The 23,312-nt window shown below is 63.5% G+C and carries 17 protein-coding genes; 9 read left to right on the top strand and 8 right to left on the bottom strand.

Annotated features, from left to right (window positions below; all coding sequences use genetic code 11):
- Nucleotides 1–31: 31 nt before the first annotated feature.
- The 4 genes from ACTJKM_RS27830 to ACTJKM_RS27845 all read left to right on the top strand — a co-directional run bounded on the left by ACTJKM_RS27830 (nt 32) and on the right by ACTJKM_RS27845 (nt 4,085).
- On the top strand, nt 32–1,054 hold the full coding sequence (locus ACTJKM_RS27830; protein ID WP_112995077.1) for a zinc-binding alcohol dehydrogenase family protein: 1,023 nt from the start codon (nt 32–34) through the stop codon (nt 1,052–1,054).
- A 333-nt stretch (nt 1,055–1,387) separates the two neighbouring features.
- Nucleotides 1,388–2,662, top strand: a complete 1,275-nt coding sequence (gene phaZ / locus ACTJKM_RS27835) for a polyhydroxyalkanoate depolymerase (RefSeq protein ID WP_057252041.1) — start codon at nt 1,388–1,390, stop codon at nt 2,660–2,662.
- 146 nt (nt 2,663–2,808) lie between these two features.
- A complete protein-coding gene (locus ACTJKM_RS27840) occupies nt 2,809–3,228 on the top strand; it encodes a DUF2852 domain-containing protein (RefSeq protein ID WP_057252042.1) in 420 nt (139 codons plus the stop codon).
- 104 nt (nt 3,229–3,332) lie between these two features.
- Nucleotides 3,333–4,085, top strand: coding sequence for a M48 family metallopeptidase (locus tag ACTJKM_RS27845; RefSeq protein ID WP_112995076.1), 753 nt, complete (start codon nt 3,333–3,335; stop codon nt 4,083–4,085).
- Nucleotides 4,086–4,108: 23 nt separating this feature from the next.
- Here the strand turns inward: ACTJKM_RS27845 and ACTJKM_RS27850 are convergent, their stop codons facing one another.
- Nucleotides 4,109–4,303 carry a YqaE/Pmp3 family membrane protein gene (locus tag ACTJKM_RS27850; protein WP_058321604.1) on the bottom strand — a complete coding sequence of 65 codons (195 nt, stop codon included), beginning with the start codon at nt 4,301–4,303 and terminating at the stop codon, nt 4,109–4,111.
- Between the two features lie 157 nt (nt 4,304–4,460).
- Between ACTJKM_RS27850 and ACTJKM_RS27855 the strand changes: the two genes are divergently transcribed.
- The 5 genes from ACTJKM_RS27855 (at nt 4,461) to ACTJKM_RS27875 (ending at nt 9,621) form a co-directional block, all read left to right on the top strand.
- Nucleotides 4,461–5,135 carry a phosphoribosylanthranilate isomerase gene (locus ACTJKM_RS27855; RefSeq protein WP_112995075.1) on the top strand — a complete coding sequence of 225 codons (675 nt, stop codon included), beginning with the start codon at nt 4,461–4,463 and terminating at the stop codon, nt 5,133–5,135.
- A complete protein-coding gene (trpB, locus tag ACTJKM_RS27860) occupies nt 5,132–6,352 on the top strand; it encodes a tryptophan synthase subunit beta (RefSeq protein ID WP_112995074.1) in 1,221 nt (406 codons plus the stop codon). The genes ACTJKM_RS27855 and trpB overlap by 4 nt, the downstream gene beginning before the upstream one ends.
- A 4-nt stretch (nt 6,353–6,356) precedes the next feature.
- On the top strand, nt 6,357–7,196 hold the full coding sequence (gene trpA, locus ACTJKM_RS27865) for a tryptophan synthase subunit alpha (protein WP_058327475.1): 840 nt from the start codon (nt 6,357–6,359) through the stop codon (nt 7,194–7,196).
- Nucleotides 7,197–7,246: 50 nt separating this feature from the next.
- Nucleotides 7,247–8,161: an acetyl-CoA carboxylase, carboxyltransferase subunit beta gene (accD, locus tag ACTJKM_RS27870; RefSeq protein ID WP_057252047.1), complete on the top strand. Its 915-nt coding sequence runs from the start codon at nt 7,247–7,249 to the stop codon at nt 8,159–8,161.
- Nucleotides 8,162–8,277: 116 nt separating this feature from the next.
- On the top strand, nt 8,278–9,621 hold the full coding sequence (locus tag ACTJKM_RS27875; RefSeq protein ID WP_112995072.1) for a bifunctional folylpolyglutamate synthase/dihydrofolate synthase: 1,344 nt from the start codon (nt 8,278–8,280) through the stop codon (nt 9,619–9,621).
- A gap of 96 nt (nt 9,622–9,717) precedes the next feature.
- On the opposite strand, the gene trxA is transcribed toward ACTJKM_RS27875, so the two are convergent.
- The 7 genes from trxA to ahcY all read right to left on the bottom strand — a co-directional run bounded on the left by trxA (nt 9,718) and on the right by ahcY (nt 23,308).
- Entirely contained in the window at nt 9,718–10,041 is a 324-nt protein-coding gene (gene trxA / locus ACTJKM_RS27880; RefSeq protein WP_057252049.1) for a thioredoxin, read from the bottom strand.
- Nucleotides 10,042–10,127: 86 nt separating this feature from the next.
- Nucleotides 10,128–13,694: a double-strand break repair helicase AddA gene (gene addA / locus ACTJKM_RS27885; RefSeq protein ID WP_113133120.1), complete on the bottom strand. Its 3,567-nt coding sequence runs from the start codon at nt 13,692–13,694 to the stop codon at nt 10,128–10,130.
- Nucleotides 13,684–16,866, bottom strand: coding sequence for a double-strand break repair protein AddB (addB, locus tag ACTJKM_RS27890; protein WP_440661411.1), 3,183 nt, complete (start codon nt 16,864–16,866; stop codon nt 13,684–13,686). Before addB ends, addA begins: the two co-directional genes overlap by 11 nt.
- A gap of 2 nt (nt 16,867–16,868) precedes the next feature.
- Nucleotides 16,869–17,600: a nucleotidyltransferase family protein gene (locus ACTJKM_RS27895; RefSeq protein WP_112995069.1), complete on the bottom strand. Its 732-nt coding sequence runs from the start codon at nt 17,598–17,600 to the stop codon at nt 16,869–16,871.
- A 10-nt stretch (nt 17,601–17,610) separates the two neighbouring features.
- Nucleotides 17,611–19,122 (bottom strand): tRNA (adenosine(37)-N6)-threonylcarbamoyltransferase complex ATPase subunit type 1 TsaE, encoded by a 1,512-nt coding sequence (tsaE, locus tag ACTJKM_RS27900; protein ID WP_440661419.1) that lies wholly within the window; start codon nt 19,120–19,122, stop codon nt 17,611–17,613.
- Complete coding sequence (locus ACTJKM_RS27905; protein ID WP_440661412.1) at nt 19,122–21,602, bottom strand: ATP-binding protein; 2,481 nt, start codon at nt 21,600–21,602, stop codon at nt 19,122–19,124. Before ACTJKM_RS27905 ends, tsaE begins: the two co-directional genes overlap by 1 nt.
- Nucleotides 21,603–21,907: 305 nt before the next feature.
- The gene (ahcY, locus tag ACTJKM_RS27910) at nt 21,908–23,308 is read right to left on the bottom strand and encodes an adenosylhomocysteinase (protein ID WP_057252127.1); all 1,401 of its coding nucleotides are present in this window, start codon (nt 23,306–23,308) and stop codon (nt 21,908–21,910) included.
- Nucleotides 23,309–23,312 lie beyond the last annotated feature (4 nt).

Raw genomic sequence — 23,312 nt, forward strand, 5'->3', positions numbered from 1 at the left:
CGCTGCCACCGAACATTCCGCGGGAACTGCCATGAAAGCCGTGCTCTGCCTCGAACCCGGCCGCCTGGAGGTCGTCGACCGTCCACCGGCTGAAGACGTGCCTGACGGTTGGGTGCGTCTATCCGTCAGCCATGTCGGCATCTGCGGTACCGACTACCATATCTTCGCCGGCAAACATCCGTTCCTCGAATACCCGAGGGTCATGGGTCACGAGATCTCGGCAACGGTCATTTCCGGTGGCCGCGGCACTGAGGTCGCGCCCGGTACGCTTGTGGTGGTCAACCCCTATCTCTCCTGCGGCAACTGCGTTGCCTGTCGCAAGGGCAAGCCGAACTGCTGCACCGCCATCAAGGTTCTCGGCGTGCATACGGATGGCGCCTTCTGCGAAGAGATCATCGTGCCCGAGGGTAATCTTTATCCGGCGCACGGTCTGTCTGCCGAAGCTGCGGCAACGGTCGAATTCCTGGCAATCGGTGCCCATGCGGTGCGCCGAGCATCCACGGATGCGGGTTCACGGGCGCTGGTCATCGGCGCAGGGCCGATTGGCCTCGGCACCGCGATCTTCTCGCGCATTGCCGGCCATCAGGTGACGCTCGTCGATACCAGCGACGAACGGCTGGATTTTGCTGCCGAGAAGCTCGGCTTTGCCAATGGCATCGTCGCGGGAACCCATATGGGGTCACGCATAGCCGAAGCGACGGGAGGGGATGGGTTCGACGTGGTCTTCGATGCCACCGGGTATAGTGGCTCGATGCAGGCCGCCTTCGCCTATGTCGCCCATGGCGGCACGCTGGTCTTTGTCAGCGTCGTCAAGGACGAGATATGCTTCTCCGATCCGGAGTTTCACAAGCGGGAGATGACCTTGGTCGGCAGCCGCAATGCGACCCGCCAGGACTTTGATCACGTCGTTGCATCGATTGCTTCCGGCCTCGTGCCGGTCGAGGCGTTGATCACCCACCGCACGACGCTGGAGGGCGCGGTTGCCGATCTGCCGCGATGGGCGGAAGAAAAGTCGGGTCTGGTCAAGGCAATCGTCAAGGTGGCAGCAGCATGAGCGATGGCGGCTTTGCTGCATTGCCGCAGAGGTCGCGCCTGACGGTCGCTCTTCGGAGTCGCCATTTTCTCTCCGAAAATGCCCGACATCGGCACTCAACGCACGAAAATTGCGGAAAACCGCCAGTTTCGGACAAGCTCGTTTGCAAATCGTCAGGAATCCAGATTCATTCTGGCCTGAGGCCTTGTATCGAGGCGAGACGGGTATATTTGTTGCACTGCACAAGAAAAGTGGTAGTCTGGCAGAGATTGCGGACACCAAGACAAACAATCGCAAGCTTGCGTCCGACCGGGAGCGGCGTTGTCGTCGATTGAACCAAGGGGTACGCTTCCCATGTTCTACCAGCTCTATGAATTGAACCATGCAATGATGGCGCCGTGGCGTACGGCCGCCGATGCCATGCGGCTTGCCTTCAGCAATCCGATGAACCCCATCTCGCACACCTATTTCGGCCGTGCCGCTGCCGCCGGGCTCGAAGTGTTCGAGCGCTCCACCCGCCGCTATGGCAAACCGGAGTTCGGACTTCCCGCGACAGAGGTCGACGGCATGTCCGTCTCCGTCTACGAGCGCATCGTCTGGCGCTCACCCTTCTGCAACCTCATCCATTTCGAGCGCGCCTTGCCCAAGGGGCGTGCCGCCGATCCGAAGGTTCTGGTCGTGGCGCCGATGTCCGGCCACTACGCGACGCTGCTGCGCGGCACCGTGGAAGCCCTGCTGCCGCATTCCGACATCTACATCACGGACTGGATCGACGCCCGCATGGTGCCGCTCAGCGAAGGCACTTTCGATCTCGACGATTACATCGACTACGTCATCCAGATGCTGCACTTCCTGGGCCCGAACACCCATGTGATCGGCGTCTGTCAGCCGGCAGTGCCTGTGCTCGCCGCCGTCGCCCTGATGGAAGCGGCGGACGATCCGCTGTCGCCGGCGACGATGACGCTGATGGGCGGACCGATCGACACCCGCATCAATCCGACGGGCGTCAATCAGCTTGCCGAACAGCGGCCGATCGAATGGTTCCGCGACAACGTCATCATGCCGGTGCCGTGGCCGCAGCCGGGCTTCATGCGCATGGTCTATCCGGGCTTCCTGCAGCTCTCTGGCTTCATGTCGATGAACCTCGACCGGCACCTGATCGCCCACAAAGAGTTCTTCGCGCATCTGGTGAAGAACGATGGTGACGCCGCCGAGAAGCACCGGGACTTCTATGACGAGTATCTGGCCGTCATGGACCTGACGGCCGAATTCTACCTGCAGACCGTGCAGGTGGTCTTCATGCAGCACGCGCTGCCGAAGGGCGAGATGATGCATCGCGGCAAGCGCGTCGATACGACGGCGATCAAGAAGGTCGCGCTGCTGACCGTCGAAGGCGAGAACGACGACATTTCCGGCGTTGGCCAGACGAAGGCGGCGCAGACGATCTGCACCAACATCCCTGATCACATGCGCATGCACTACATGCAGCCGGATGTCGGCCACTACGGCGTCTTCAACGGATCGCGCTTCCGCCGCGAAATCGCGCCGCGCATCGTCGCTTTCCACCGCGAGCACTCGCGGCACGTGAAGCCGGTGAAGCAGCTCATCAAGGGCGGCAAGTTGGCCTAACCTCGCGATCGGGGCCGTTTTGACCGCGTAGAGTCAAGGGTTTGTTCGAATCCGGGGGAGGGCGTCTTGCACAGCCAAGGGCGCCTTCCCACATCGTTTTCATCGGGCCGCATGGGTGGCCCGGATGATTGCGAGGAATCCTGAAGATGAACCAATCTGCAATGATCCGTCCGGATTGGACGCCCGCGACCATCGCCCTGATGGTGCTCGGCTTCGTGGTCTTCTGGCCACTGGGTCTGGCCATGCTCGCCTACATCCTGTTCGGCGAAAAGCTGAAGACTTTCAAGAAAGACGCCAACGACACGGTGGATGGCATGTGCTCTGCATTCAAGCGCAATGGACGCCGTTCCAACTGGACGCATCGCACCGGCAACGTCGCCTTCGACGACTGGCGTGAAGCCGAGCTTGCCCGCCTCGACGAGGAACGCCGCAAGCTCGACGCGATGCGCGAAGAGTTCGACACCTATGTGCGCGAGCTTCGCCGCGCCAAGGACCAGGAAGAGTTCGACCGCTTCATGCGCGACCGCAAGAACGGCGGCTCCGGCCCGGTGGTCGAAGCCCACTAATCCAAAGACAACGCTTCCGGCGTTTCACATGAAACGCCGGATTATCCATTGCGCGCCTTTCGACGCTGTAGGCGAAGCCCCAGCGAATCGGTTAGAAAGCCTGCATGTTCCCTTCATTTAAGCGGCGCATTCAACCTGCTCCACCCGCCATGACGCGGCAGATCGACGTTGCCGGCAAGTCCCTGCCGCTGACGATCAAGCAGAACGCGCGCGCGACCCGCATGACACTGCGCATCGAGCCCGGCGGCCGGGCGCTGAAGATGACGATACCCCAAGGCTTGCCGGAGCGTGAGGTCAACGCCTTTCTCAACCGCCATCAGGGCTGGCTGATGACGAAGCTCGCGCGTTTCTCCGGCGAAAGCCAGATCGAGGAGGGCGGCTCCATCTTGATCCGAGGCATCTCCCACCGGATCGAGCGTACCGGCAATATCCGCGGTCTGACGGAAGCGGTCTTGATCGATGACGAACCGGTGCTGCGCGTCAACGGCGGCGAGGAGCACCTGAACCGGCGTATCGTCGATTTCCTCAAGAAGGAAGCCCGTCAGGATCTTGATCGGCTGGTGGCAATCTATACCGGCCGCATCGGCCGACGGGCGAAGTCGCTGTCGCTGAAGGACACCCGCAGCCGCTGGGGATCCTGTTCGGCCGATGGGGCGCTGAGCTTCTCCTGGCGCATCGTCATGGCGCCGCCGAAGGTCATCGCCTATCTTGCAGCGCACGAGGTCGCACATTTGCAGGAGATGAACCACGGCCCCGATTTTTGGACGCTGTGCGGGAGGCTGTGCCCGGATACGGAGGATGCCAAGCGCTGGCTCCGCCGCAACGGCACGATGCTTCACGCGATCGACTTCGACTGAACCAGGCGGAGAGCGATGGCGCGTTACGCGCGGTAACGCAGAGCGTCGCGGATCTTCTCGTCGGTCTTGTATTGGCTGAGCGCATAGACCGACCAGATCGCTGCCGGAACCCAACCGATTAGGGTGAGCTGCAGGATCAGGCAGACGAGGCCGGCAAAGGGACGGCCGATCGTGAAAAACTGCAGCCAGGGCAGGATTAGCGCGAGCAACAGGCGCATCAGTCTCTCCATTGTGGTAAAATGCCTATGGTGAAAGCTCGCCTGTCGCGCAAGGGGCGCAACGGCCGTCGGGCCATCGTTGCAGGGGGCGCTGGCTGGGCCTTGCGCGTCGGTTTTTGGCTCGACTCGCGCGACATTTCATGCAAGGTCGCTTCTCATGAAAACCGAAGTGAAGATATGCGGGCTGAAGACCGCGGAAGCGGTTGAGCGTGCTGTCGCGCTCGGTGCATCCCATACCGGCTTCATCTTTTTTCCAAAGAGCCCCAGGAACATCGAGCCTGACGATGCCGGCCGTCTGGCAGACCGCATTCGCGGTCAGGTAAAGATCGTCGCGGTCACGGTCAATGCCGACAACGACGAACTCGACGAGATCGTTTCGGCGCTCAACCCGGATATCCTGCAGCTTCACGGCAGCGAAGATCCGGAGCGGCTGCTGACGGTCAAGGCGATGTACGGGCTCCCTATCATGAAGGCCCTTTCGGTGCGCGATGCATCGGACCTCGAAAGGATCGACCCCTATATCGGCATTGCCGATCGCTTCCTCTTTGATGCCAAGCCGCCTCAAGGTTCCGATTTGCCCGGCGGCAACGGCGTTTCCTTTGACTGGAACCTGCTCGACGCGCTTGACGGAAGCGTCGATTACATGCTTTCCGGTGGTCTTAACGCCAGTAACATCGGCGAGGCCATGGCGCAGACCCGCGCCCGCGCCATCGATATCTCCTCCGGCGTCGAGAGCGCGCCGGGCGTCAAGGATCTGAAGCTCATGGAATCGTTTTTCAATGCCGTTCGCCAGGCGGAGGCGGGCATGCCACGGTCAGGGAGCAGGACGTGAACCAGGCGCCAAAGTTGAATTCTTTCCGGGGCGGTCCCGACGAGGACGGCCGTTTCGGCATTTTTGGCGGCCGCTTCGTGGCCGAGACATTGATGCCCTTGATCCTCGACCTGCAGGCCGAGTGGAACAAGGCAAAGGACGATCCGGCATTCAAGGCGGAACTGGCGCATCTCGGCGCTCACTATATCGGCCGGCCGAGCCCGCTTTATTTCGCCGAGCGGCTGACGGCTGAGCTCGGCGGCGCCAAGATCTATTTCAAGCGCGAAGAGCTGAACCACACCGGCTCGCACAAGATCAACAACTGCATCGGCCAGATCCTGCTGGCTAAGCGCATGGGCAAGACGCGCATCATCGCCGAAACCGGTGCCGGCCAGCATGGCGTTGCTTCGGCGACAGTCGCGGCCCGCTTCGGCCTGCCTTGCGTCGTCTACATGGGCGCGACCGACGTCGAGCGCCAGGCGCCGAACGTTTTCCGCATGAAGCTGCTCGGTGCCGAGGTCAAGCCGGTAACCGCCGGCAGCGGCACGCTCAAGGACGCGATGAACGAGGCCCTGCGTGACTGGGTCACCAATGTCGACAACACTTACTATCTGATCGGTACGGCCGCCGGCCCGCATCCCTATCCGGAAATGGTCCGCGATTTCCAGGCGGTCATCGGCCAGGAAGCCAAGGAACAGATGCTCGCCGCCGAAGGTCGGCTGCCGAATCTCGTCATTGCTGCCGTTGGCGGTGGCTCCAACGCGATCGGCATCTTCCATCCGTTCCTCGATGATGAAAGCGTCAAGATCGTCGGCGTCGAAGCCGGCGGCAAGGGCATCGAGGGCGACGAGCATTGCGCGTCGATCACCGCCGGTTCGCCCGGCGTGCTGCATGGCAACCGCACCTATCTGCTGCAGGACGGCGACGGCCAGATCAAGGAAGGCCACTCGATTTCTGCCGGCCTCGACTATCCCGGCATCGGCCCGGAACATGCCTGGCTGAACGATGTCGGCCGCGTCGAATACGTGCCGATCATGGACCACGAAGCGCTCGAGGCGTTCCAGACGCTGACCCGCCTCGAAGGCATTATCCCGGCGCTCGAGCCGTCGCATGCGCTTGCCGAGGTCATCAAGCGTGCGCCGAAAATGGGCAAGGACGAGATCATCCTGATGAACCTCTCCGGTCGCGGCGACAAGGACATCTTCACCGTCGGCAAGTTACTGGGAATGGGGCTGTAAGATCATGACCGCACGCATGGACAAGAGATTTGCCGATGTGGCGGCCGAGGGACGGCCGGTCCTCGTCACCTATTTCATGGCCGGTGATCCGGATTTCGAGACGTCGCTCTCGATCATGAAGGCGTTGCCGAAGGCCGGCGCCGACGTCATCGAACTCGGCATGCCCTTCTCTGACCCGATGGCCGATGGCCCGGCCATCCAGCTTGCCGGTCAACGCGCGCTGAAGGGCGGCCAGACGCTTGCCAAGACGCTCGAGATCGCGCGCCGCTTCCGCGAGGACGACCAGCGCACGCCGATCGTGCTGATGGGCTACTACAATCCGATCTACATCTACGGCGTCGACCGCTTCCTGACGGATGCGCTTGCTGCCGGTATCGACGGCCTGATCGTCGTCGACCTGCCGCCGGAGATGGACGATGAGCTCTGCATCCCGGCGCTTGCGAAGGGCATCAACTTCATTCGCCTGGCGACGCCGACCACGGACGACCGTCGCCTGCCGAAGGTTCTCGAAAACACCTCCGGTTTCGTCTATTACGTATCGATGAACGGCATCACCGGTTCGGCTCTGCCCGATCCGTCGTTGATTGCCGGCGCTGTCGGCCGTATCAAGGCGCACACCAACCTGCCGGTTTGCGTCGGTTTCGGCGTCAAGACGGCGGAGCATGCAAGGGCCATCGGAGCATCCGCCGATGGCGTGGTCGTCGGTACGGCGATCGTCAACCAGATCGCGTCGAGCCTGACCGAAGAGGGCAAGGCGACGGACGCGACGGTTCCGGGTGTTGAAGCGCTGGTCAGAGGGCTCTCGGCAGGCGTGCGGTCCGCACGCCTCGCAGCAGCCGAATAATTGCCTATATTAGCGCGCACAACCCGAAGGAAATCTTCAGGAGTTACTAAGTGAACTGGATCACAAACTACGTTCGGCCGAAGATCAACTCGATGCTGGGCCGCCGGGAAGTTCCGGAAAATCTCTGGATCAAGTGCCCGGAAACCGGCGAGATGGTGTTCCACCGCGATCTCGAAGAAAACAAGTGGGTCATCCCGCAGTCCGGCTTCCACATGAAGATGCCGGCCAAGGCTCGGCTGAAGGACCTGTTTGACGGCGGCATCTATGAAGCGTTTCCGCAGCCGAAGGTTGCTCAGGACCCGCTGAAGTTCCGCGATTCCAAGAAGTACTCCGACCGTCTGCGCGACAGCCGCGTGAAGACCGAGCTCGAAGACACGATCGTCGCCGGTCTCGGCCGCGTTCAGGGCGTCAAGCTCGTCGCCGTCGTGCACGAGTTCAACTTCATTGGCGGTTCGCTCGGCATGGCTGCCGGCGAGGCGATTATCAAGGCCTTCGAAAGAGCGATCGCCGAGAAGTGCCCGCTGGTCATTTTCCCGGCATCGGGCGGCGCCCGCATGCAGGAAGGCATCCTGTCGCTGATGCAGCTGCCGCGCACCACGGTTGCCGTCAACCTGCTGAAGGAAGCCGGTCTTCCCTATATCGTCGTGCTCACCAACCCGACGACCGGTGGCGTCACCGCATCCTATGCGATGCTTGGCGATATCCATATGGCCGAGCCTGGCGCCGAAATCGGCTTTGCCGGCAAGCGCGTGATCGAGCAGACGCTGCGCGAGAAGCTGCCGGAAGGTTTCCAGACGTCTGAATACCTGCTGGAGCACGGCATGGTCGACATGGTCGTCAAACGCCATGATCTGCCGTCGACGCTTGCCCGGGTCCTGAAGATCCTGATGAAGAAGCCGGCAGAAGCCTCGAAGCTCAACGGCGGCACGCAGCCGGCTGCCTTGCCGGTCGCGGCAAGCGCTTAAAGGCTATTGCGGGAAAAGCGTGAACCGGTTTTCCCGCAGTTGTGCAGAACAAGAATGAAACATCTCCGCCAGACCGGAGATGTTTGGCAGTCAAGCTTGTCGGGTCGGGGTGAGAGATGACAGCGGTGGAAGCCAGCGAAGCGGGCTATGAGATCGAAAAACTCCTTGCCCTCCACCCCAAGGGGTTCGACCTGTCGCTGGACAGGATCACCCGGCTGCTCGCCGCGCTCGGCAATCCGCAGGACCGCCTGCCACCGGTGATCCATGTCGCCGGCACCAATGGCAAGGGTTCGGCAACCGCGTTTTCGCGGGCGATCCTGGAAGCGGCCGGTCTCAGCGTTCACGTCCACACGTCGCCGCATCTCGTCAATTGGCACGAGCGTTACCGCCTCGGCGTCAAGGGCGGCAAGGGACGGCTCGTCAGCGACCCCGTTCTGGCCGATGCGGTGCGTCGCGTCGCCGAAGCCAATGGCGGCGAGAAGATCACCGTCTTCGAAATCCTGACCGCCGTCACCTTCCTTCTCTTTGCCGAGCATCCGGCGGATGTCGCGATCATCGAGGTTGGCCTCGGCGGCCGCTTCGACGCCACCAATGTCATTGCCCGACCGGCCGTATCCGTCATCATGCCGATCTCGCTCGATCACCAGGCCTATCTCGGCGACCGGGTGGAACTGATCGCTGCGGAAAAAGCCGGTATCATGAAGTGCGGCTGCTCCGTCGTGATCGGTCAGCAGGAAGAAGAGGCTGCGCGCGATGTGCTGATCTCGACGGCCGAGCGGCTCGGCTGCCCGATGTTCGTCTACGGCCAGGACTTCATGGCGCATGAGGAATTCGGCCGCCTTGTCTATCAGGACGAAAGCGGTCTCGCCGATCTGCCGCTGCCGAAGCTGCCGGGACGCCACCAATACGCCAATGCCGCCGCGGCCGTTCGCGCGGTGCGGGCTGCGGGCTTCGACGTTTCGGAGGCGGCGATCGAGAAGGGGCTTGCCGGCGTCGAGTGGCCCGGGCGCCTGCAGCGCCTGACCAGCGGCAAACTTACGCGTTACGGTCCGGCCGATGCGGAAATCTGGGTCGACGGCGGCCATAATCCGGGTGCCGGCCAGGTGATCGCCGAAGCGATGGCGACCTTCGAAGAACGCGAATCGCGCCCCTTGTTCCTGATCATCGGCATGATCAACACCAAGGATCCGGTCGGCTATTTCCGGGCGTTTATGGATCTTGCCGAACAGGTCTTCACCGTTCCGATCCGTGGTTCCGATGCAGGTCTTGATCCGGTGGCACTTGCAAGCGACGCGGCTGCTATCGGGTTTGAGGCTTCGGCTGTCTCTTCCGTCGCCGAAGCGCTGACGATCGTTGCCAATCTGGTCGATGAGGATCCGGCGCCGCCGCGCATCCTGATCGGCGGCTCGCTCTATCTGGTGGGCGACGTTCTCGCCGACAACGGTACGCCGCCGAAGTGATCCGGAGGTGGCGCCGCCATCCCGATAGCAGCCAAGTTCAAGACAAGAAAAAAGCCCGGCATGCCGGGCTTTCTGCTGCGGTAGTCAGCGAAGGTCTCAGGCGACCGCCGTGGAGATCCACGAGGAAAGGGCCGTCTTCGGCGCAGCGCCAACCTTGATGTCGGCCACTTCGCCGGCCTTGAACATGGCGAGCGTCGGGATCGAGCGAACGCCGTACTGGGCAGCCAGTTCCGGGTTTTCGTCGATGTTGAGCTTGACGACCTTGACCTTGCCGGCGAGCTCGTTCGAGATTTCCTCGAGGCTCGGCGCGATCATTTTGCAGGGGCCGCACCATTCAGCCCAGAAATCGACAACCACGGGCTCGGCGGAGTTCAGCACTTCCTGCTGAAAATTGGACGTATCGACCTTTACGGTAGCCATAGGCTGCTCCTTGCGTTCGGAATGGCAGTATCCAGATGTTGTGTCTCATGTGAGATGGCACCGCTGGATTTTCAATATCGGGTATCTCACTTTGTCGCGAGGTCTTCAAGGCTCCTGTCGAGCGCCTGATCCGTAACCACGTGGATTGCCGGTCCTTCGGTGAAGATCAGCACGCATCGGAATGCGTGCCCGGGATAGAGCGGCCGCAACAGCTCGCGATAGATCGCAAGCTGTGCCCTGTAGGCGAAGGGTATGTCACCCTGCGAAGCCGGCACCTGCCGGTTCGTCTTGAAATCGGCAATGGTCACGATCCCGTCGCTGACGGCGAGCCGATCGATACGGCCGGAGACCGCGTGCTCGCGCGTGCCGAGGGTCAGCGTGCCCATGACCGAGACTTCGGCGCGGCTGCCGGCCGAGAAGAGCGCCTGAAGATCGGGATGGTCGAGCACATTCTCGACAGCGTCAATCAGCGCGGCGCGCTGCTCCGGCGACCAGCGGGGCACGGAACGCACGAGGTAGCGCTCGGCCGCGGCGCGGCGATCATTGCCCGCAATGGAGGGCAGGACCTGCAGCAGGCGGTGCAGGATGGCACCGCGCAACATCGAGAGATTTGCCGGTGCCTTCTCAGAAAACAGGGCGGATCCGACAAGCCCATCGCCGTCGTCCTCGTCGATGGCGATACCGACGCCGGAGGGGCTGAGCGGCCGCGGCAGCCGCTTTTGCGGTGGCAGCGGCGTCGAAAGGGCCTTCGGCAGGCCGGTGGCCGGGCGGCTGGCGTCCGGCGTGGGCGCTTGCTTGGAGGGAAGGTCGCGCTCGAGCTGCTTCTCGCGCCAGGCATGGCCGGACCATTCCTCGCCGCCGGTGTGAAAGGTCTTCGGGTGGCCGCGGCCATTTTCGTCCCCGGCGAGGCTCGCCTGAACCATGGCATGCCATGTTTCGGCGACGGCCCGCTGTCCGCGATAGCCACAGACGATCAGGCGGTCGGCGGCACGGGTCATGCCGACATAGAGCAGGCGTCGATACTCTTCCTCGGCGAGCGTCTTCAGGCGATCGCTGTCGGCGGCCACGAGCGTGTTCGATTCCGAGCCCGGTGCGCGCCACACCGGCAACGACAGGACGGCGCCATCCCTTTGAGCGAGCTCGAGGAAACGAAGGGAAGGGACATGCTGGTTGCTGAACGGCGCACCGCCGCCGTCGACGAGGAAGACGACCGGCGCTTCGAGACCCTTGGCGGCGTGCACCGTCATGATCCGGACTTCGTCGCGTTCCTTGTCCTGCTCGCGCTTGACCGTCGGCGCTTCCATTTCGAGCGTCGAAACGAAGGCCTGCAGACCGGGGAGGCCGCTTCTTTCCTGATCGAGGGCGAAGGTGAGGAACTCGTCAAGAATGTCGCTGACCTCGGTGCCGAGCCGCGCCAGGAAGGCCGCCCGGCCGCCATGAACGCCAAGGATGCGGGCATAAAAATCGTGCGGTGCAAGCGCGTTCGCGAGCGCCACATAGCTTTTCAGCGCCCTTGCTGCCTGGTGGAACAGGATGCCCTCGGCCGCCTCGGCCTGGAGCCTCTGCCAGAGGCTTTCGCCTTCTTTGCGCCGCGCCGCGAGCTCGAACAGCGCGTCTTCGCCGAGATTGAACAGCGGGCTTTTCAGCAGCGCGGCGAGTGACAGGTCGTCCTGCGGCAAGAGGACGAAGCGCCCGAGCGCGAGCAGGTCCTGAACGGCAATATGCTTGGTGAGCACCAGCCGGTCGGCGCCGGCGACCGGAATGTTGTTGCGGCGCTTGAGCGCCCGGGTCAGCGCATTGACGAAGGCGTCGCGCTTACGGACCAGCACGATCACGTCGCCCGGACGCATCGGTCGGCGAATACCCTTCTCGACGATCGTTTCCTTGCCGATCCAGCTCTCCAAGACGCCGGCGATCCGGCGTGCGAGGATATTGACCGGTGCGCTCTCAGGCGTTGCGTCGAAGGCTGCGGTCCATTCTTCGTCCGTATCGATCGGTTCGGCGGCAATCACGTCCCAGATATCGACGGCGCCGGGATGGCCGATACGGTTCGAAGCATGAACGACGGGCTCGTTGCGGGCGCTGAGGCCCCGTGCATGCGCCGGATTGGCGAAGACCGTATCGACGGCCGAAAGCACGTCGACGGTAGAGCGGAAGGAGAGCTGAAGACGGATGGGCTCGAAGGCCTTGCCGCCGTCGCGCACCCGCCGTTCAGTTTCCTGGCTCTCATGCGAGAACCGTTCCGGCCGTGCGCCCTGGAAGGAGTAGATCGACTGTTTCTCGTCACCGACGGCGAACATGGTGCGGTTGGCGCCACGGGCGCTTTCGCCGGAGAAGAAGTCAGCCGCCAGCGCCTGGATGATAGTCCACTGCGCCGGGCTGGTATCCTGAGCCTCGTCGACGAGGATATGGTCGATCCCCTGGTCGAGCTTGTAGTGGACCCAGGCGCTGACATCGCCGCGGGCAAAGAGCGCCGCCGTGCGGTTGATCAGGTCCTCGAAATCGAGCTGGCTGCGTCGCCGCTTCAGCTCCTCGTAGTCGACGTTGAGCCTTTCGGCGAGGGTCAGAGCCGCCAGCGTCGCCTCGAACATCCTAAGAATGCTGATGTGATCGATGCAGGCGACGACATGGCGGTAGGCTTCGTCCACCAGGTCTATGAGATCGGGGGCCGCCTGCTGCATCGCCCTGTTGAGGAAGGCCGATTGTGCCCGGGGCTTGCCGGTGCCGGTGAAGAACAAATGCCTGAGACCGTCATAGCGCGCGCCCAAGTCAGTGAGCTTGGAGACGGTCCGAAGTCCCTCTGCAAATTCCAGAACCTTCGTTCCGCCAACGCTCGTGGCGAGTGAGAAGTAGCGTTCCAGGGACGCACCGTTCAGGCCCGCCAACGGCCAGATCGCGGCCAAGGCGCTGTCGACGCTTTCATCCGGCGCCAGCTTCAGGGCGCGGCGCAACTCGGCCTCGGTGCCGCCGAGCGCGTCGGCATGTTCGAGAAAGGACTGGATCGCGGTGCGGTTCTCGACGATCGCCGCGAGCAGTTTTTCAAGCCCGGTATCGTCGGCGAGGTCGAGCACGGTGGCGAAAGCGCGCGCCAGTTCCGGATCGTCCTTGGCCGCCGTCGCCGTCAGCAGCATGCGGCGCGCATCGGCAAGCAGCACGGCGGCAGCGCGGTCGTCGAGAACAGAGAAATGTCCGGCGACGTTGGCTTCCAGTGGAAACTGATGCAGCAGCGCCTCGCAGAAGGCGTGGATCGTCTGGATCTTGAGGCCGCCGGGTGTCTCCAGCGCGCGGGCGAACAGGCGGCGTGCCTCCTGCAGCTTCAGAAGACCAGGCCGCTCGCCCTCGATCGCCTCGATCCGTTTTTCGAGCGTCGCGTCGTCGAGCGTTACCCATTCGGCCAGCCGTTCGAAGACGCGGTTCGACATTTCGGAGGCCGCCGCCTTGGTATAGGTCAGGCAGAGGATCGCCGAGGGTCGGCAGCCCGCAAGCAGCAGCCGAATCACCCGCTGGGTCAGCACATGTGTCTTACCGGATCCGGCATTGGCCGAAACCCAGGCAGAACGCGCGGGATCGGAGGCTAGCGATTGCCGACGCGAGGTCCAGTCGAGCCAGGCTTGCGGCGTCGCCTGTTCGGGGCCGAGGCTGTCATCCCTCATCGCCGTCCTCCTCCTCGCTATCGGCCGTCGACCATTCGGCAACGCGTGCCAAATGGTCGTATTCGCCGCCGTAGTCGCGCTCTTTCTGAACAATCACGCGGGATGCAAAACCATGCTTGCCCGAAAGCAGCGCACTCAGGAGTTTTCTGAGCTCGGTGAGGGATTCGTCCGCAAGCTGGTCGGCGGATTTGGTTTCCTTCGCCTTACTGCCCTCGTTGTTCACGGTCTCCTGCTTGAAACGCGATCCAGGCTTCAGCCGGACATAGAGCAGCGATTGCGGATGGCTCGGCGGCATATCCTTGAAGGCGCCGGCCTTGAGGGCTGCGGCTTCGAGGGCGAGCTGCGGGTCGAGCAGCACTCGGGCTTCCTTGACCGATGGGCTGGAGCCGGTCTTGTAGTCGATGATCTCCACGCTGCCGTCGGTCAGCATATCGAGCCGGTCGGCAATGCCCGTCAGCCGCATATCGGCGACGCCGAGCTCCATCGATGCCGGAGCTTCCGTGCGCGAGCGGCGGATGAAGCGTGCGCGGTCCCGCTCCCATTTGATGAAAGCCAAGCCGACGGCGGCGAAGCGTGGCCGCCAGATCGTGTCGATATGTGTGGGCAGCCGCGCCTCGTCGAAGGCCTCATTCAGCAGCCGATGCATGGCCTCTTCGGCTGCGGGGGACATGAGGTCGAAGCCGCCGCGAACAAAGCGCTCGACGATCTGGTGATAGAGCGTGCCGCGCTCGGCCGGACCGGGATCGCTGTTGAACGGCAGCAGCGGATGCAGGCGAAGAATGCGCCGGGCGTAGATCGCGTAGGGGTCGCGCCTCAGCCGCGATACCTCGCTAAAAGAATATTTGCGCGGCTGCAGGTCCGCCGGCGGCTTGGGCGCAGGGCGTTCGGCAAGCGGCTGCCGCCCTCCGTCGTCGAGCATCCGGGCCCAGGCCAGATAGTCGGCGCCATTGGCCTGCAAGGCCGCAGTCAGCCGTTCGCCGCCAAGCGCGAGCAGCCGCTGCAGCCAGCGCGAGGCAACGGTGGGTGTTGCTCCCTGGCGCATCGAGCGGGTGAAGATCAGCCGCCGTGTGCCGCAGGCCATCTGGAAGTCATGCGCGAGCTGGCCGATGCGCCGCTCGGGGGGCTCGAGACCGATGCCCGTCTTCATCGTGCGCGACAGGAACGGGTCGTTGGCGGTCTGGCCTGGCCAATTGCCCTCGTTCATGGCGCCGAGCACCACGAGATCCATGCTCTGCAGGCGTGATTCCAGCGCGCCGAAGATGAAGACCCGCGGATGGCGCATGGACCGCGGCTTGACCGCTGCACCTGCAGCAAGCGCCTCCATGACGTCGCACCATTGCGGCCCGTCCGCCGTCATCTGGCCATCGGTTTCGATAATGCCGCGAAGCAGGGTCGCCAGCGTATCGGCCGCCTCGCCGGACCAGAGCCCACCGAGATCGCCGCGCTCGTCGGCCGAGGCCGCTTCCAACGCCTGGCCGGTACGCGTCGCCCAGTCGGCAAAGGTGAATTCGTCCGAGAACACGCGGCTGCCGTCCTTGCTGCGCGTGAGCGCGGAAGCCAGCGGCGCCACCGCGAGGCCGATCTTGATCGCCAGATCGCGTGCTGCCTGAAGCTCCTCGGCGCCGATGCCGGCACGCCATTCCGGCGGGTGGCGATCGACCTTGTGGCCGGCAATCGCCGCATCGAGCAACGGCTCCAGGGCGAGGATATCGACGGTTGCGGTGCTGCCGCGCAGCGCCATGCGTTCGAGCGCGTCGGCGCCCTGGCGCATCTCATCACGCGAAAGCCCGAAGCGCGCCAGCGGGTGCTTGAGCAGCGCAACGAAGGGCACGGGATCGCCGGGGCGCAGGCTTGCCTCCAGAAGCAGACGCATGAAGCTGCCCTGGGGCGTCGAGGACAAAGGCGTGCCGGCGGAATCGTCCGCCTCGATGCCGAAGCGGGCGAGCTCGGCGCCGACCCGCCGCGCGAGATTTCGGTCGGGCGTGATCAACGCCGCCTGGCTATCCTCGCTGCCTTCCAGCGCAAGCCTTAGCGCAACGGCAATCGCCGCCGCCTCCTCGCGTTCGTTGGCGGTTTCGATGAGAGCCGTATCGCCGAAGGCAGCGCGGAGCAATTCGCCGTCGAGTTCGCTGCGCATTTCGGTCCAGGCATCGGTGGCCTTTGCCGGCAAAAGGGCGTGCGAGAGGATCGCCGCGCGGAAATCGAGGTCGGTTTGGGCGCCGGCTAGCGCGCCCACATCCGAGCGGATGACGCCCATGCGCTTCAGCAGCCTGTAGAAGCCGTATTGCGGGTGGCTGCGGCTTGCCGGGTCCGGCCTGCCGTCAAAGGCAGCGTCGGCGACGATCATGTCCCATTCGGCATCGCTCATCGTCTGGTCGAGACCAGGCAACACGATCGTGCCGTTCTGAAGCTTCTGCACGGCGGCAATCAGCGCGGCCGTGGCGGGAATGGAACCGGTCGAGCCGGCGATGATGATCGGGCCTTCGATCTTGCCGCCGGCGATGCGCTGCGTTTCGGCCTGAAGGATGGCGTTGCGATGGCGTGCGGGCGAGGATTGCTTGAGTTCCTCGAGCCGTTCCGGCCAGTAGGTTCGGGCGATCTTGAGGAATTCGAGCGTCAGCTGCCACCACAGCGCATGCTCGCCGGCGTCGAGCCGGTCGAGCGCGTCCCAGTCCAGCTCTTCCGTCTCCATCGCATCGATGAGATCGGCAAGATTGCGTGCCAGCCAGATCGCATCGGCAGGACTTGCCGGCGCGATCAGCGGGCTTTCCGCATGGATGTCGAGCACGACCTTTGGTAGCCGGTTGCGCCAGGCGAGAATCAGCCGGCCAAGCTCGATCAGCCGTGCCGTGCCCGGCAGCGGCGGCGCAAGATCGAGGATTGCCGGTACTTCGGCGTCGAAGAAGCCACTGTCATCATCGGTCTCGCCGAGCGCCTTGATGGTGGGCAGGATGGTGGAGCGGCCGTCGAGCAGGTCGACGAATTCGGATCTGAGCACACGGGCCGAACGCCGCGTCGGCACGAAGATCGTGACGCCGGCAAGCGGCAAGGGATCGGCCGGATCGTAGCGGAAGTCCGGAGTCAGGATACCGTCGCAAAGCTTTTCGGCGAGCGTCTTCAGGAAGGGGAGGCCAGGCGGGATCGTGAAGACGTTGGACCGGCGGCCGCGCACGCTCATCCTCCTGGCTGGTGGCGGCGGATCGCCGCTTCCGCTTCGCCGATCGCGTCGGGCGTGCCGACCGTCATCCAGTGGCCATCGAGCAGGAGGCCGTGGAGGCGCCCTTTTTGGGCAGCGCGATCGAAGTAGATGTTGAGGTTGAAGGCATCATCAGGCGCGTCGGCAAAGAGCCGGGAGTGAAGCGCGATCGCGCCGGCATAGACCACCGGGTTTGGCAGACCTTCGGTGTATCGCGTCAGCTTGCCGTCGGCACCGAGCGAAAAGTCCTTCTTGCCGTTGTGACCGGTCGTGTCCTCATCGCGCACGCACAGGAGCAGCATGTCCATGCGGTCCGCATCGAAGGCTGCGGCGAGGCGCGTCAGGTTGCTGGGAACGCCGACCGGTTCCCCGACCCAGAAGAGGTCGGCATTCATCACCAGTACGGGGCCTTCCGGCAGCAGTTTCAGGCCCTTGGCCAGGCCGCCGCCGGAATTCATCAGCGCATTGCGCTCGTCGGAAATCAGGATCTCCGGGCTTCTTCTCTGGCTGAGATGTCCTTCCATCTGGTCGGCGAAATGATGCACGTTGACCGCGGCCTTGGTGACGCCGGCCTCTGCCAGAAGATCCAGTACGTAGTCGATCATCGGCTTGCCCGCGATCTCTACGAGCGGCTTCGGCATGGTGTTGGTGATCGGGCGGAGCCGGGTGCCGAGGCCCGCGGCGAGCACCATCGCATTGCTGATCGACATTGCTTCTCTGTCAGTTCGCTGATTCGGAATCTAGGATTCCGGTCTTCATACACCAGTCGTGCAAGGGTTTCAGCGATTCATGTGTGAGCGCCGCCTGAAGATAGGCGAAAGTGCGGGGCATATGTTTCATGTAGCCGGGTTTGCCGTCCCGCTGCATCAGCCGCACCCAGATGCCGACGAGCTTGCAGTTGCGCTGCGCCGACATCAAATGCCAGTCGCGCAAGAAAGTCGCCTCGTCGAAGTTGCCGCTTGCCTGCCGTTCGGCGAGATAGGTTTCCATCATCCGGTTGGCGAGCGGAGGCGCGACGGTCACGCGCGCGTCCTGCACCAGCGATGCCACGTCATAGGCCGTCGGGCCGATCATCGCGTCCTGGAAATCGATGAGGCCAATCCGGTCCAATCCCTGGCGCTCTCCGCGCCAGATGATGTTCGGCGAGTGAAAATCTCGCAAGAGCAGGTTCGTCTCGGAGGTCTGGAGAAGATCAATCAGCCCGTCCCAGATCTCTCCGTATTCACGTTTTTCGTCATCGCTTGCCGGCGCACCGCGCTTCCACGGCAGGTACCAGTCGGTCAAAAGCCGCGTCTCGATCTTCATCGCCGTCCGGTCGAAATCCGGAATGCGGTGGATGACCGCTCTGTCGAGGTTGATCTCCCTGTCGGTCTGCTTGGCATGGAGGCGGGCGAGCAGTCGTACGCTTTCGATGTAGCGCTCGTCGATCGGCTGGCCGGCCGCGTCGAGAACGCCATCCGACCCAAGGTCCTCGATCAGCAGGATGCCCTGGTCGAGATCGCGGGCGTAGATCGTCGGCGCTGCAAAGCCGCGTGCAATGAGCAGCTGGTCGATCGCGACGAAGGGAACGACGTCTTCGGCGATATGCGCGAGCTGCTGGTAGTATTTTCCGTCCTGGAGGACGGGGCCGGGCTTGTGTCGTGGCGAATCCATCAGAATCCGGCTAACGGAGCCGTCTGCCGGGTAAATGCGCTCATAGGCCCGGATCGAGGCGTCGCCGCTGAGGTGCCGGCGCCGTGCGTTTGGGTGATCGTTCTGATCGAGGAAGTCGCGGATCGCCAGCGTGCGGGCGATGCGCTGCAGCTTTTCGTCCGGACCGGAAAATTCGACGCGGCGACCATCGCCTTCATGGGTGATGCTCAGCGTGATGCGGCTGGTGGGTAGGGCGTCGTCAGCCCGTTCCGGCCATTCGACGAGACACACGCCTAGCGATAGCGCCTCGTCGAAGCCGAGTTCGTCCAGTTCGCTGGAATCAGCCAGCCGATAGAGATCGAAATGCGCGACCGGAATGCGCAGTTCATAGGTTTGGACCAGCGTAAAGGTCGGGCTGGGGACCTCCAGCCCGTCGTCATCTGCAAGCGCCCGAAGGAAGGCGCGTGCCAAGGTCGACTTGCCGGCCCCGAGATCACCCGAGAGCGCGACGCAGTCGCCGGGCTTCAGGGCCAGCGCCAGATCTTCGCCGAGCTCGATCGTTGCCGCCTCGTCCGTCAGGAAGCGCTCGATCGCCGGCATCATTCGGCCGCGACGATCGCCGGCACTTCGGCCGAGGGAATGCGGCAGGTCACTTCCGTGCCTTCGCCTTCCTTGCTGCGGATGGAGACGGTGCCGTGGTGCAGGCTGACGAAGCTCTCGACGATCGAAAGGCCGAGGCCTGCGCCGCCGCGCTGGCCGTAGCTTTCGAAGCGGTTGAACACGGTATCGAGCACGTCCTGCGGTATGCCGGGGCCGCTGTCTGAGACAGAGAAGATGAAGTCGCTGCCCTCGCGGCGGCACTTCAGGTCGATGGCGCTGCCATCGGGCGCAAAGTTTGCGGCATTGGTGAGCAGCTTGACGAAGATCTGCTTCAGCCGCTGCTGGTCGGCGACCATGCGGCCGAGATTGTCAGGGGCGGCGATCCTGAGGGTCACGCCGCTCTCGAGCAGCCGGTCGGCCATCTGGTGGGCAATATCATCGAGGAAGTCGGTGAGACTGATGTCGGACATGTCGAGTTGGACGATGCCGGCATCGACGGTCGCGAGATCCAGGATGTCGTTGACGATCGTCAGCAGCAGCGACGAGGAGGTGGCGATGTGGTCGACATACTCCGCCTGCCGCTCGTTGAGATCGCCGAAAGCCGGCGTCTTCAACAGGTCGGCGAAGCCGATGATGTTGGTGAGCGGCGAGCGAAGCTCGTAGGAAACGTGGTGCACGAAGTCGTTCTTCAGCGCATCCGCCTTGCGCAGCGCCTCGTTCTTTTCGGTGAGCGCGCGCTCGACCCGGACGCTGTCGGTGATGTTGACGAAGGTCAGCATCGTCTGCGCGTTCGGCAGCGGGATGACGGCGTAGTCGAGGATCAGTCCGGTCCGAAGCTCAAGGATGCCGCGGCTGGAGGGCCGTTCGTCGTCGAAGCTGGTGATGATGTGGGTGAAACGCTTCCACCCATCGGGCTGGTCGTAGGAGATGAGGCAGGCCTGTTCGATCGCCCGGATATGGGTGCCGGGCTTGGCTTCCGCCTCGCTGATGCCCCAGATCGCGCGGAACGCCGGGTTCGACAGGCGAATGCGGCCATCGGGCCCAAACACGGCGACGCCTTCGGCGAGATGGTCGATCGTCTCGCCTTGAACCTGAACGAGCGTATTGTAGCGCGTTTCGAGATCGACCTTCTCGGTCAGGTTCTCGAACACCCAGGTGACCCCGCCCTGCGGGCGGGCGGTCGCGAAGACGCGCAGCGTCTGGCCGTTCGGCAGGTGCCAGAGGTCGCTCTGCGTGTCGAGCGCCTGATAGACGGAAAGCGCGGCGGCCTTCCACTGTTTCCAGTTGAGCTGCTCCGGCAGCTGGCCGCCGGCGCGCAGCCGGTCAAGCACTTCGCCATTGTCGGGCTTGCGCTCGAGGAAGCCGATGTCGAGGTTCCACAGACGCTGGAAGGCCTGGTTGTAGAACTGCAGGCGCTGATTGCCGTCGAAGATCGCGACGGGGGTCGCCAGATGATCGAGCGTTTCGGCATGGCTCTTGAGCGTCCGGTTGAGTTCCTCGCGCACGGCCTCGATGCCGGATACGTCGACGGCGACGCCGGCCGAGCCGGCAGGGCTGCGGGCATCGACGACTTCGAAGAAGGTGCGGTTGCCCCTGACGACGGTCGAAACCTTGTCGCGGAACGGTGTGTCGAAGGTGGAAACCGCGCGGATCTTTTCGCGCGCGACGGTTGCGAGCAGCTCGCGCCCTTCGGCAACCGCGACCGCGACATCAGGAGCCTCGACGGCGTCGGCATAGGCCTCGTTGACCCAGGTGAGGGCGCCATCCGTGCCGCGTTGCCACACCGGCAGATCGATGGCGTCGAGAAGGGTGCGGAAGGACACGAGCGCAGTATTGAGCCGATCGTGTTCAAGCTTCAGCTCAGCGAGTTCTGCGCGCATATTGTTGAGAGCGATGAAGCGTACGAAAGCGCGCCCGCCCGAGACCCGTCCCTGGGCCTCCAGGACTTCGTTGCGCTGCGTTTCGAGCACCAGGTCGAAGCTGCGCGCCTGGGTGCGCAGCGCGTCGATCGCATTTTCCAGTTCCCCGGCGGATTGCGCCTTGATCCAGCGGCCGAAGGCCAGGAACTCGCGGTCGTCTGCCGGCGCGCCGGTTTCGGGCGGCAGCTGGCCGAGCAGCTCAGCCCGCTCGAGCAGCCCGTCCCAGACGACGATCCGGCGGTTCTTGTCGGCCACCAGCGCCTGATAGCGCGAGAGGCGCTGGTTGGCGTCCGACAGATCGGAGCGCAATTCGCGGTTCTCGGCTTCGATATTGCCGCGCTGGCGGATCAGCCAGATCGCCGAAATCATCGCTGCGGAAACGACGCCGATGAGCACGGAGAAGGTGACGACCTCCGACGAGCCGAAGATATTTGCCTTCTGCGGCGCGACCTGGGCGAGCGCATCTGTTGCTGCAAAGAGAGTGGTACCGGCCAGAAGGTGGCGCAGGAACTTCGGGCCCTTGCGGCGGGTGCCCGGAATAGCTGTTTGGTCTCTGTTCATGGCGCTGCCATCCCCGTCTGTCCGAAGGGTGCTGCCGGCCTTGTTGCGCCTTGCACAGTTCCATCGAGGCCCTGGTCAAGGGCCTGCGTCAGTTCCGATTGCATCCCCGGTCTGTCTCCGTCTGTTTGCCGCTTATCGACAAGACATCCCATCCGCGATGTCCAAGGTCCGCACCGACATCACGAATCAATGGGTTAGAGCATACTTCCTAGTCGAATCGTCGGGAAGGGAGAGGCCCAAAAAAGCGGCCGCGCTCTCTTGTCAAGAACGCGGCCACAAGATGTTGTGGATTGCCCGGGTAAGGATTAGTACCGGTAGTGCTCAGCCTTGAACGGGCCCTGCGTCTTCACGCCGATGTAGTCGGCCTGCTCTTCGGAAAGTTCGGAGAGCTTAGCGCCGAGCTTCTTCAGGTGCAGGCGAGCGACCTTCTCGTCGAGCGCCTTCGGCAGGACGTAGACTTCGTTCTTGTACTTCTCACCCTTGGTGAAGAGCTCGATCTGCGCCAGGACCTGGTTGGAGAACGAAGCCGACATCACGAAGGACGGGTGGCCGGTGGCGTTGCCGAGGTTCAGCAGGCGGCCTTCCGAGAGCAGGATCATGCGGTTGCCCTTCGGGAACTCGATCATGTCGACCTGCGGCTTGATGTTTGTCCACTTCAGGTTACGCAGTGCGGAGACCTGAATTTCGTTGTCGAAGTGGCCGATGTTGCCGACGATCGCCATGTCCTTCATCTCGCGCATGTGGTCCATGCGGATGACGTCCTTGTTGCCGGTCGTCGTGATGAAGATGTCGGCCGACGAGACGACGTCTTCGAGTTGAACGACTTCGAAACCGTCCATCGCCGCCTGGAGCGCGCAGATCGGGTCGATTTCGGTGACCTTGACGCGGGCGCCGGCGCCGGAAAGCGAAGCTGCCGAGCCCTTGCCGACGTCGCCGTAACCGCAGACGACGGCGACCTTGCCGGCCATCATCACGTCGGTGCCGCGGCGGATGCCGTCAACGAGCGATTCCTTGCAGCCGTACTTGTTGTCGAACTTCGACTTGGTGACCGAATCGTTGACGTTGATCGCCGGGAAGGGCAGCAGGCCCTTGGCCTGAAGCTGGTACAGGCGGTTGACGCCGGTGGTGGTTTCTTCGGTCACGCCCTTGATGGCGTCGCGCTGCTTGGTGAACCAGCCCGGCGAAGCCTGGAGGCGCTTCTTGATCTGTGCGACGAGGATCTCTTCTTCTTCGGAGCCCGGGTTGGAGAGTACGTCTTCACCGGCTTCGGCGCGGGCGCCGAGCAGGATGTACATGGTGGCGTCGCCACCATCGTCGAGGATCATGTTCGAGACGCCGCCATCGGCCCACTGGAAGATCTTGTCCGTGTAGGTCCAGTATTCTTCGAGCGTTTCGCCCTTGACGGCGAAGACCGGAACGCCGCTTGCGGCGATGGCAGCGGCAGCGTGATCCTGGGTCGAGAAGATGTTGCACGAGGCCCAGCGCACGTCGGCGCCGAGGGCAACCAGCGTCTCGATCAGAACGGCGGTCTGGATGGTCATGTGCAGCGAGCCGGTGATGCGCGCGCCCTTCAGCGGCTTTGCAGCGCCGAACTCTTCGCGGCAGGCCATCAGGCCCGGCATTTCCGTTTCGGCGATCGCAATTTCCTTGCGCCCGAAATCGGCGAGACCGATGTCGGCGACGATATAGTCCTGAGTGGTGGTCATGGAA

It is taken from the genome of Ensifer sp. 22460 (assembly GCF_052044935.1).
Taxonomy (GTDB): domain Bacteria; phylum Pseudomonadota; class Alphaproteobacteria; order Rhizobiales; family Rhizobiaceae; genus Ensifer.

Coding starts and splice junctions, on each gene's coding strand:
- ACTJKM_RS27830 (WP_112995077.1), top strand. CDS start 32: ATGAAAGCCGTGCTCTGCCTCGAACCCGGCCGCCTGGAGGTCGTCGAC.
- phaZ (WP_057252041.1), top strand. CDS start 1,388: ATGTTCTACCAGCTCTATGAATTGAACCATGCAATGATGGCGCCGTGG.
- ACTJKM_RS27840 (WP_057252042.1), top strand. CDS start 2,809: ATGAACCAATCTGCAATGATCCGTCCGGATTGGACGCCCGCGACCATC.
- ACTJKM_RS27845 (WP_112995076.1), top strand. CDS start 3,333: ATGTTCCCTTCATTTAAGCGGCGCATTCAACCTGCTCCACCCGCCATG.
- ACTJKM_RS27850 (WP_058321604.1), bottom strand. CDS start 4,303: ATGCGCCTGTTGCTCGCGCTAATCCTGCCCTGGCTGCAGTTTTTCACG.
- ACTJKM_RS27855 (WP_112995075.1), top strand. CDS start 4,461: ATGAAAACCGAAGTGAAGATATGCGGGCTGAAGACCGCGGAAGCGGTT.
- trpA (WP_058327475.1), top strand. CDS start 6,357: ATGACCGCACGCATGGACAAGAGATTTGCCGATGTGGCGGCCGAGGGA.
- ACTJKM_RS27875 (WP_112995072.1), top strand. CDS start 8,278: ATGACAGCGGTGGAAGCCAGCGAAGCGGGCTATGAGATCGAAAAACTC.
- trxA (WP_057252049.1), bottom strand. CDS start 10,041: ATGGCTACCGTAAAGGTCGATACGTCCAATTTTCAGCAGGAAGTGCTG.
- addA (WP_113133120.1), bottom strand. CDS start 13,694: ATGAGGGATGACAGCCTCGGCCCCGAACAGGCGACGCCGCAAGCCTGG.
- ACTJKM_RS27895 (WP_112995069.1), bottom strand. CDS start 17,600: ATGTCGATCAGCAATGCGATGGTGCTCGCCGCGGGCCTCGGCACCCGG.
- tsaE (WP_440661419.1), bottom strand. CDS start 19,122: ATGCCGGCGATCGAGCGCTTCCTGACGGACGAGGCGGCAACGATCGAG.
- ACTJKM_RS27905 (WP_440661412.1), bottom strand. CDS start 21,602: ATGAACAGAGACCAAACAGCTATTCCGGGCACCCGCCGCAAGGGCCCG.
- ahcY (WP_057252127.1), bottom strand. CDS start 23,308: ATGACCACCACTCAGGACTATATCGTCGCCGACATCGGTCTCGCCGAT.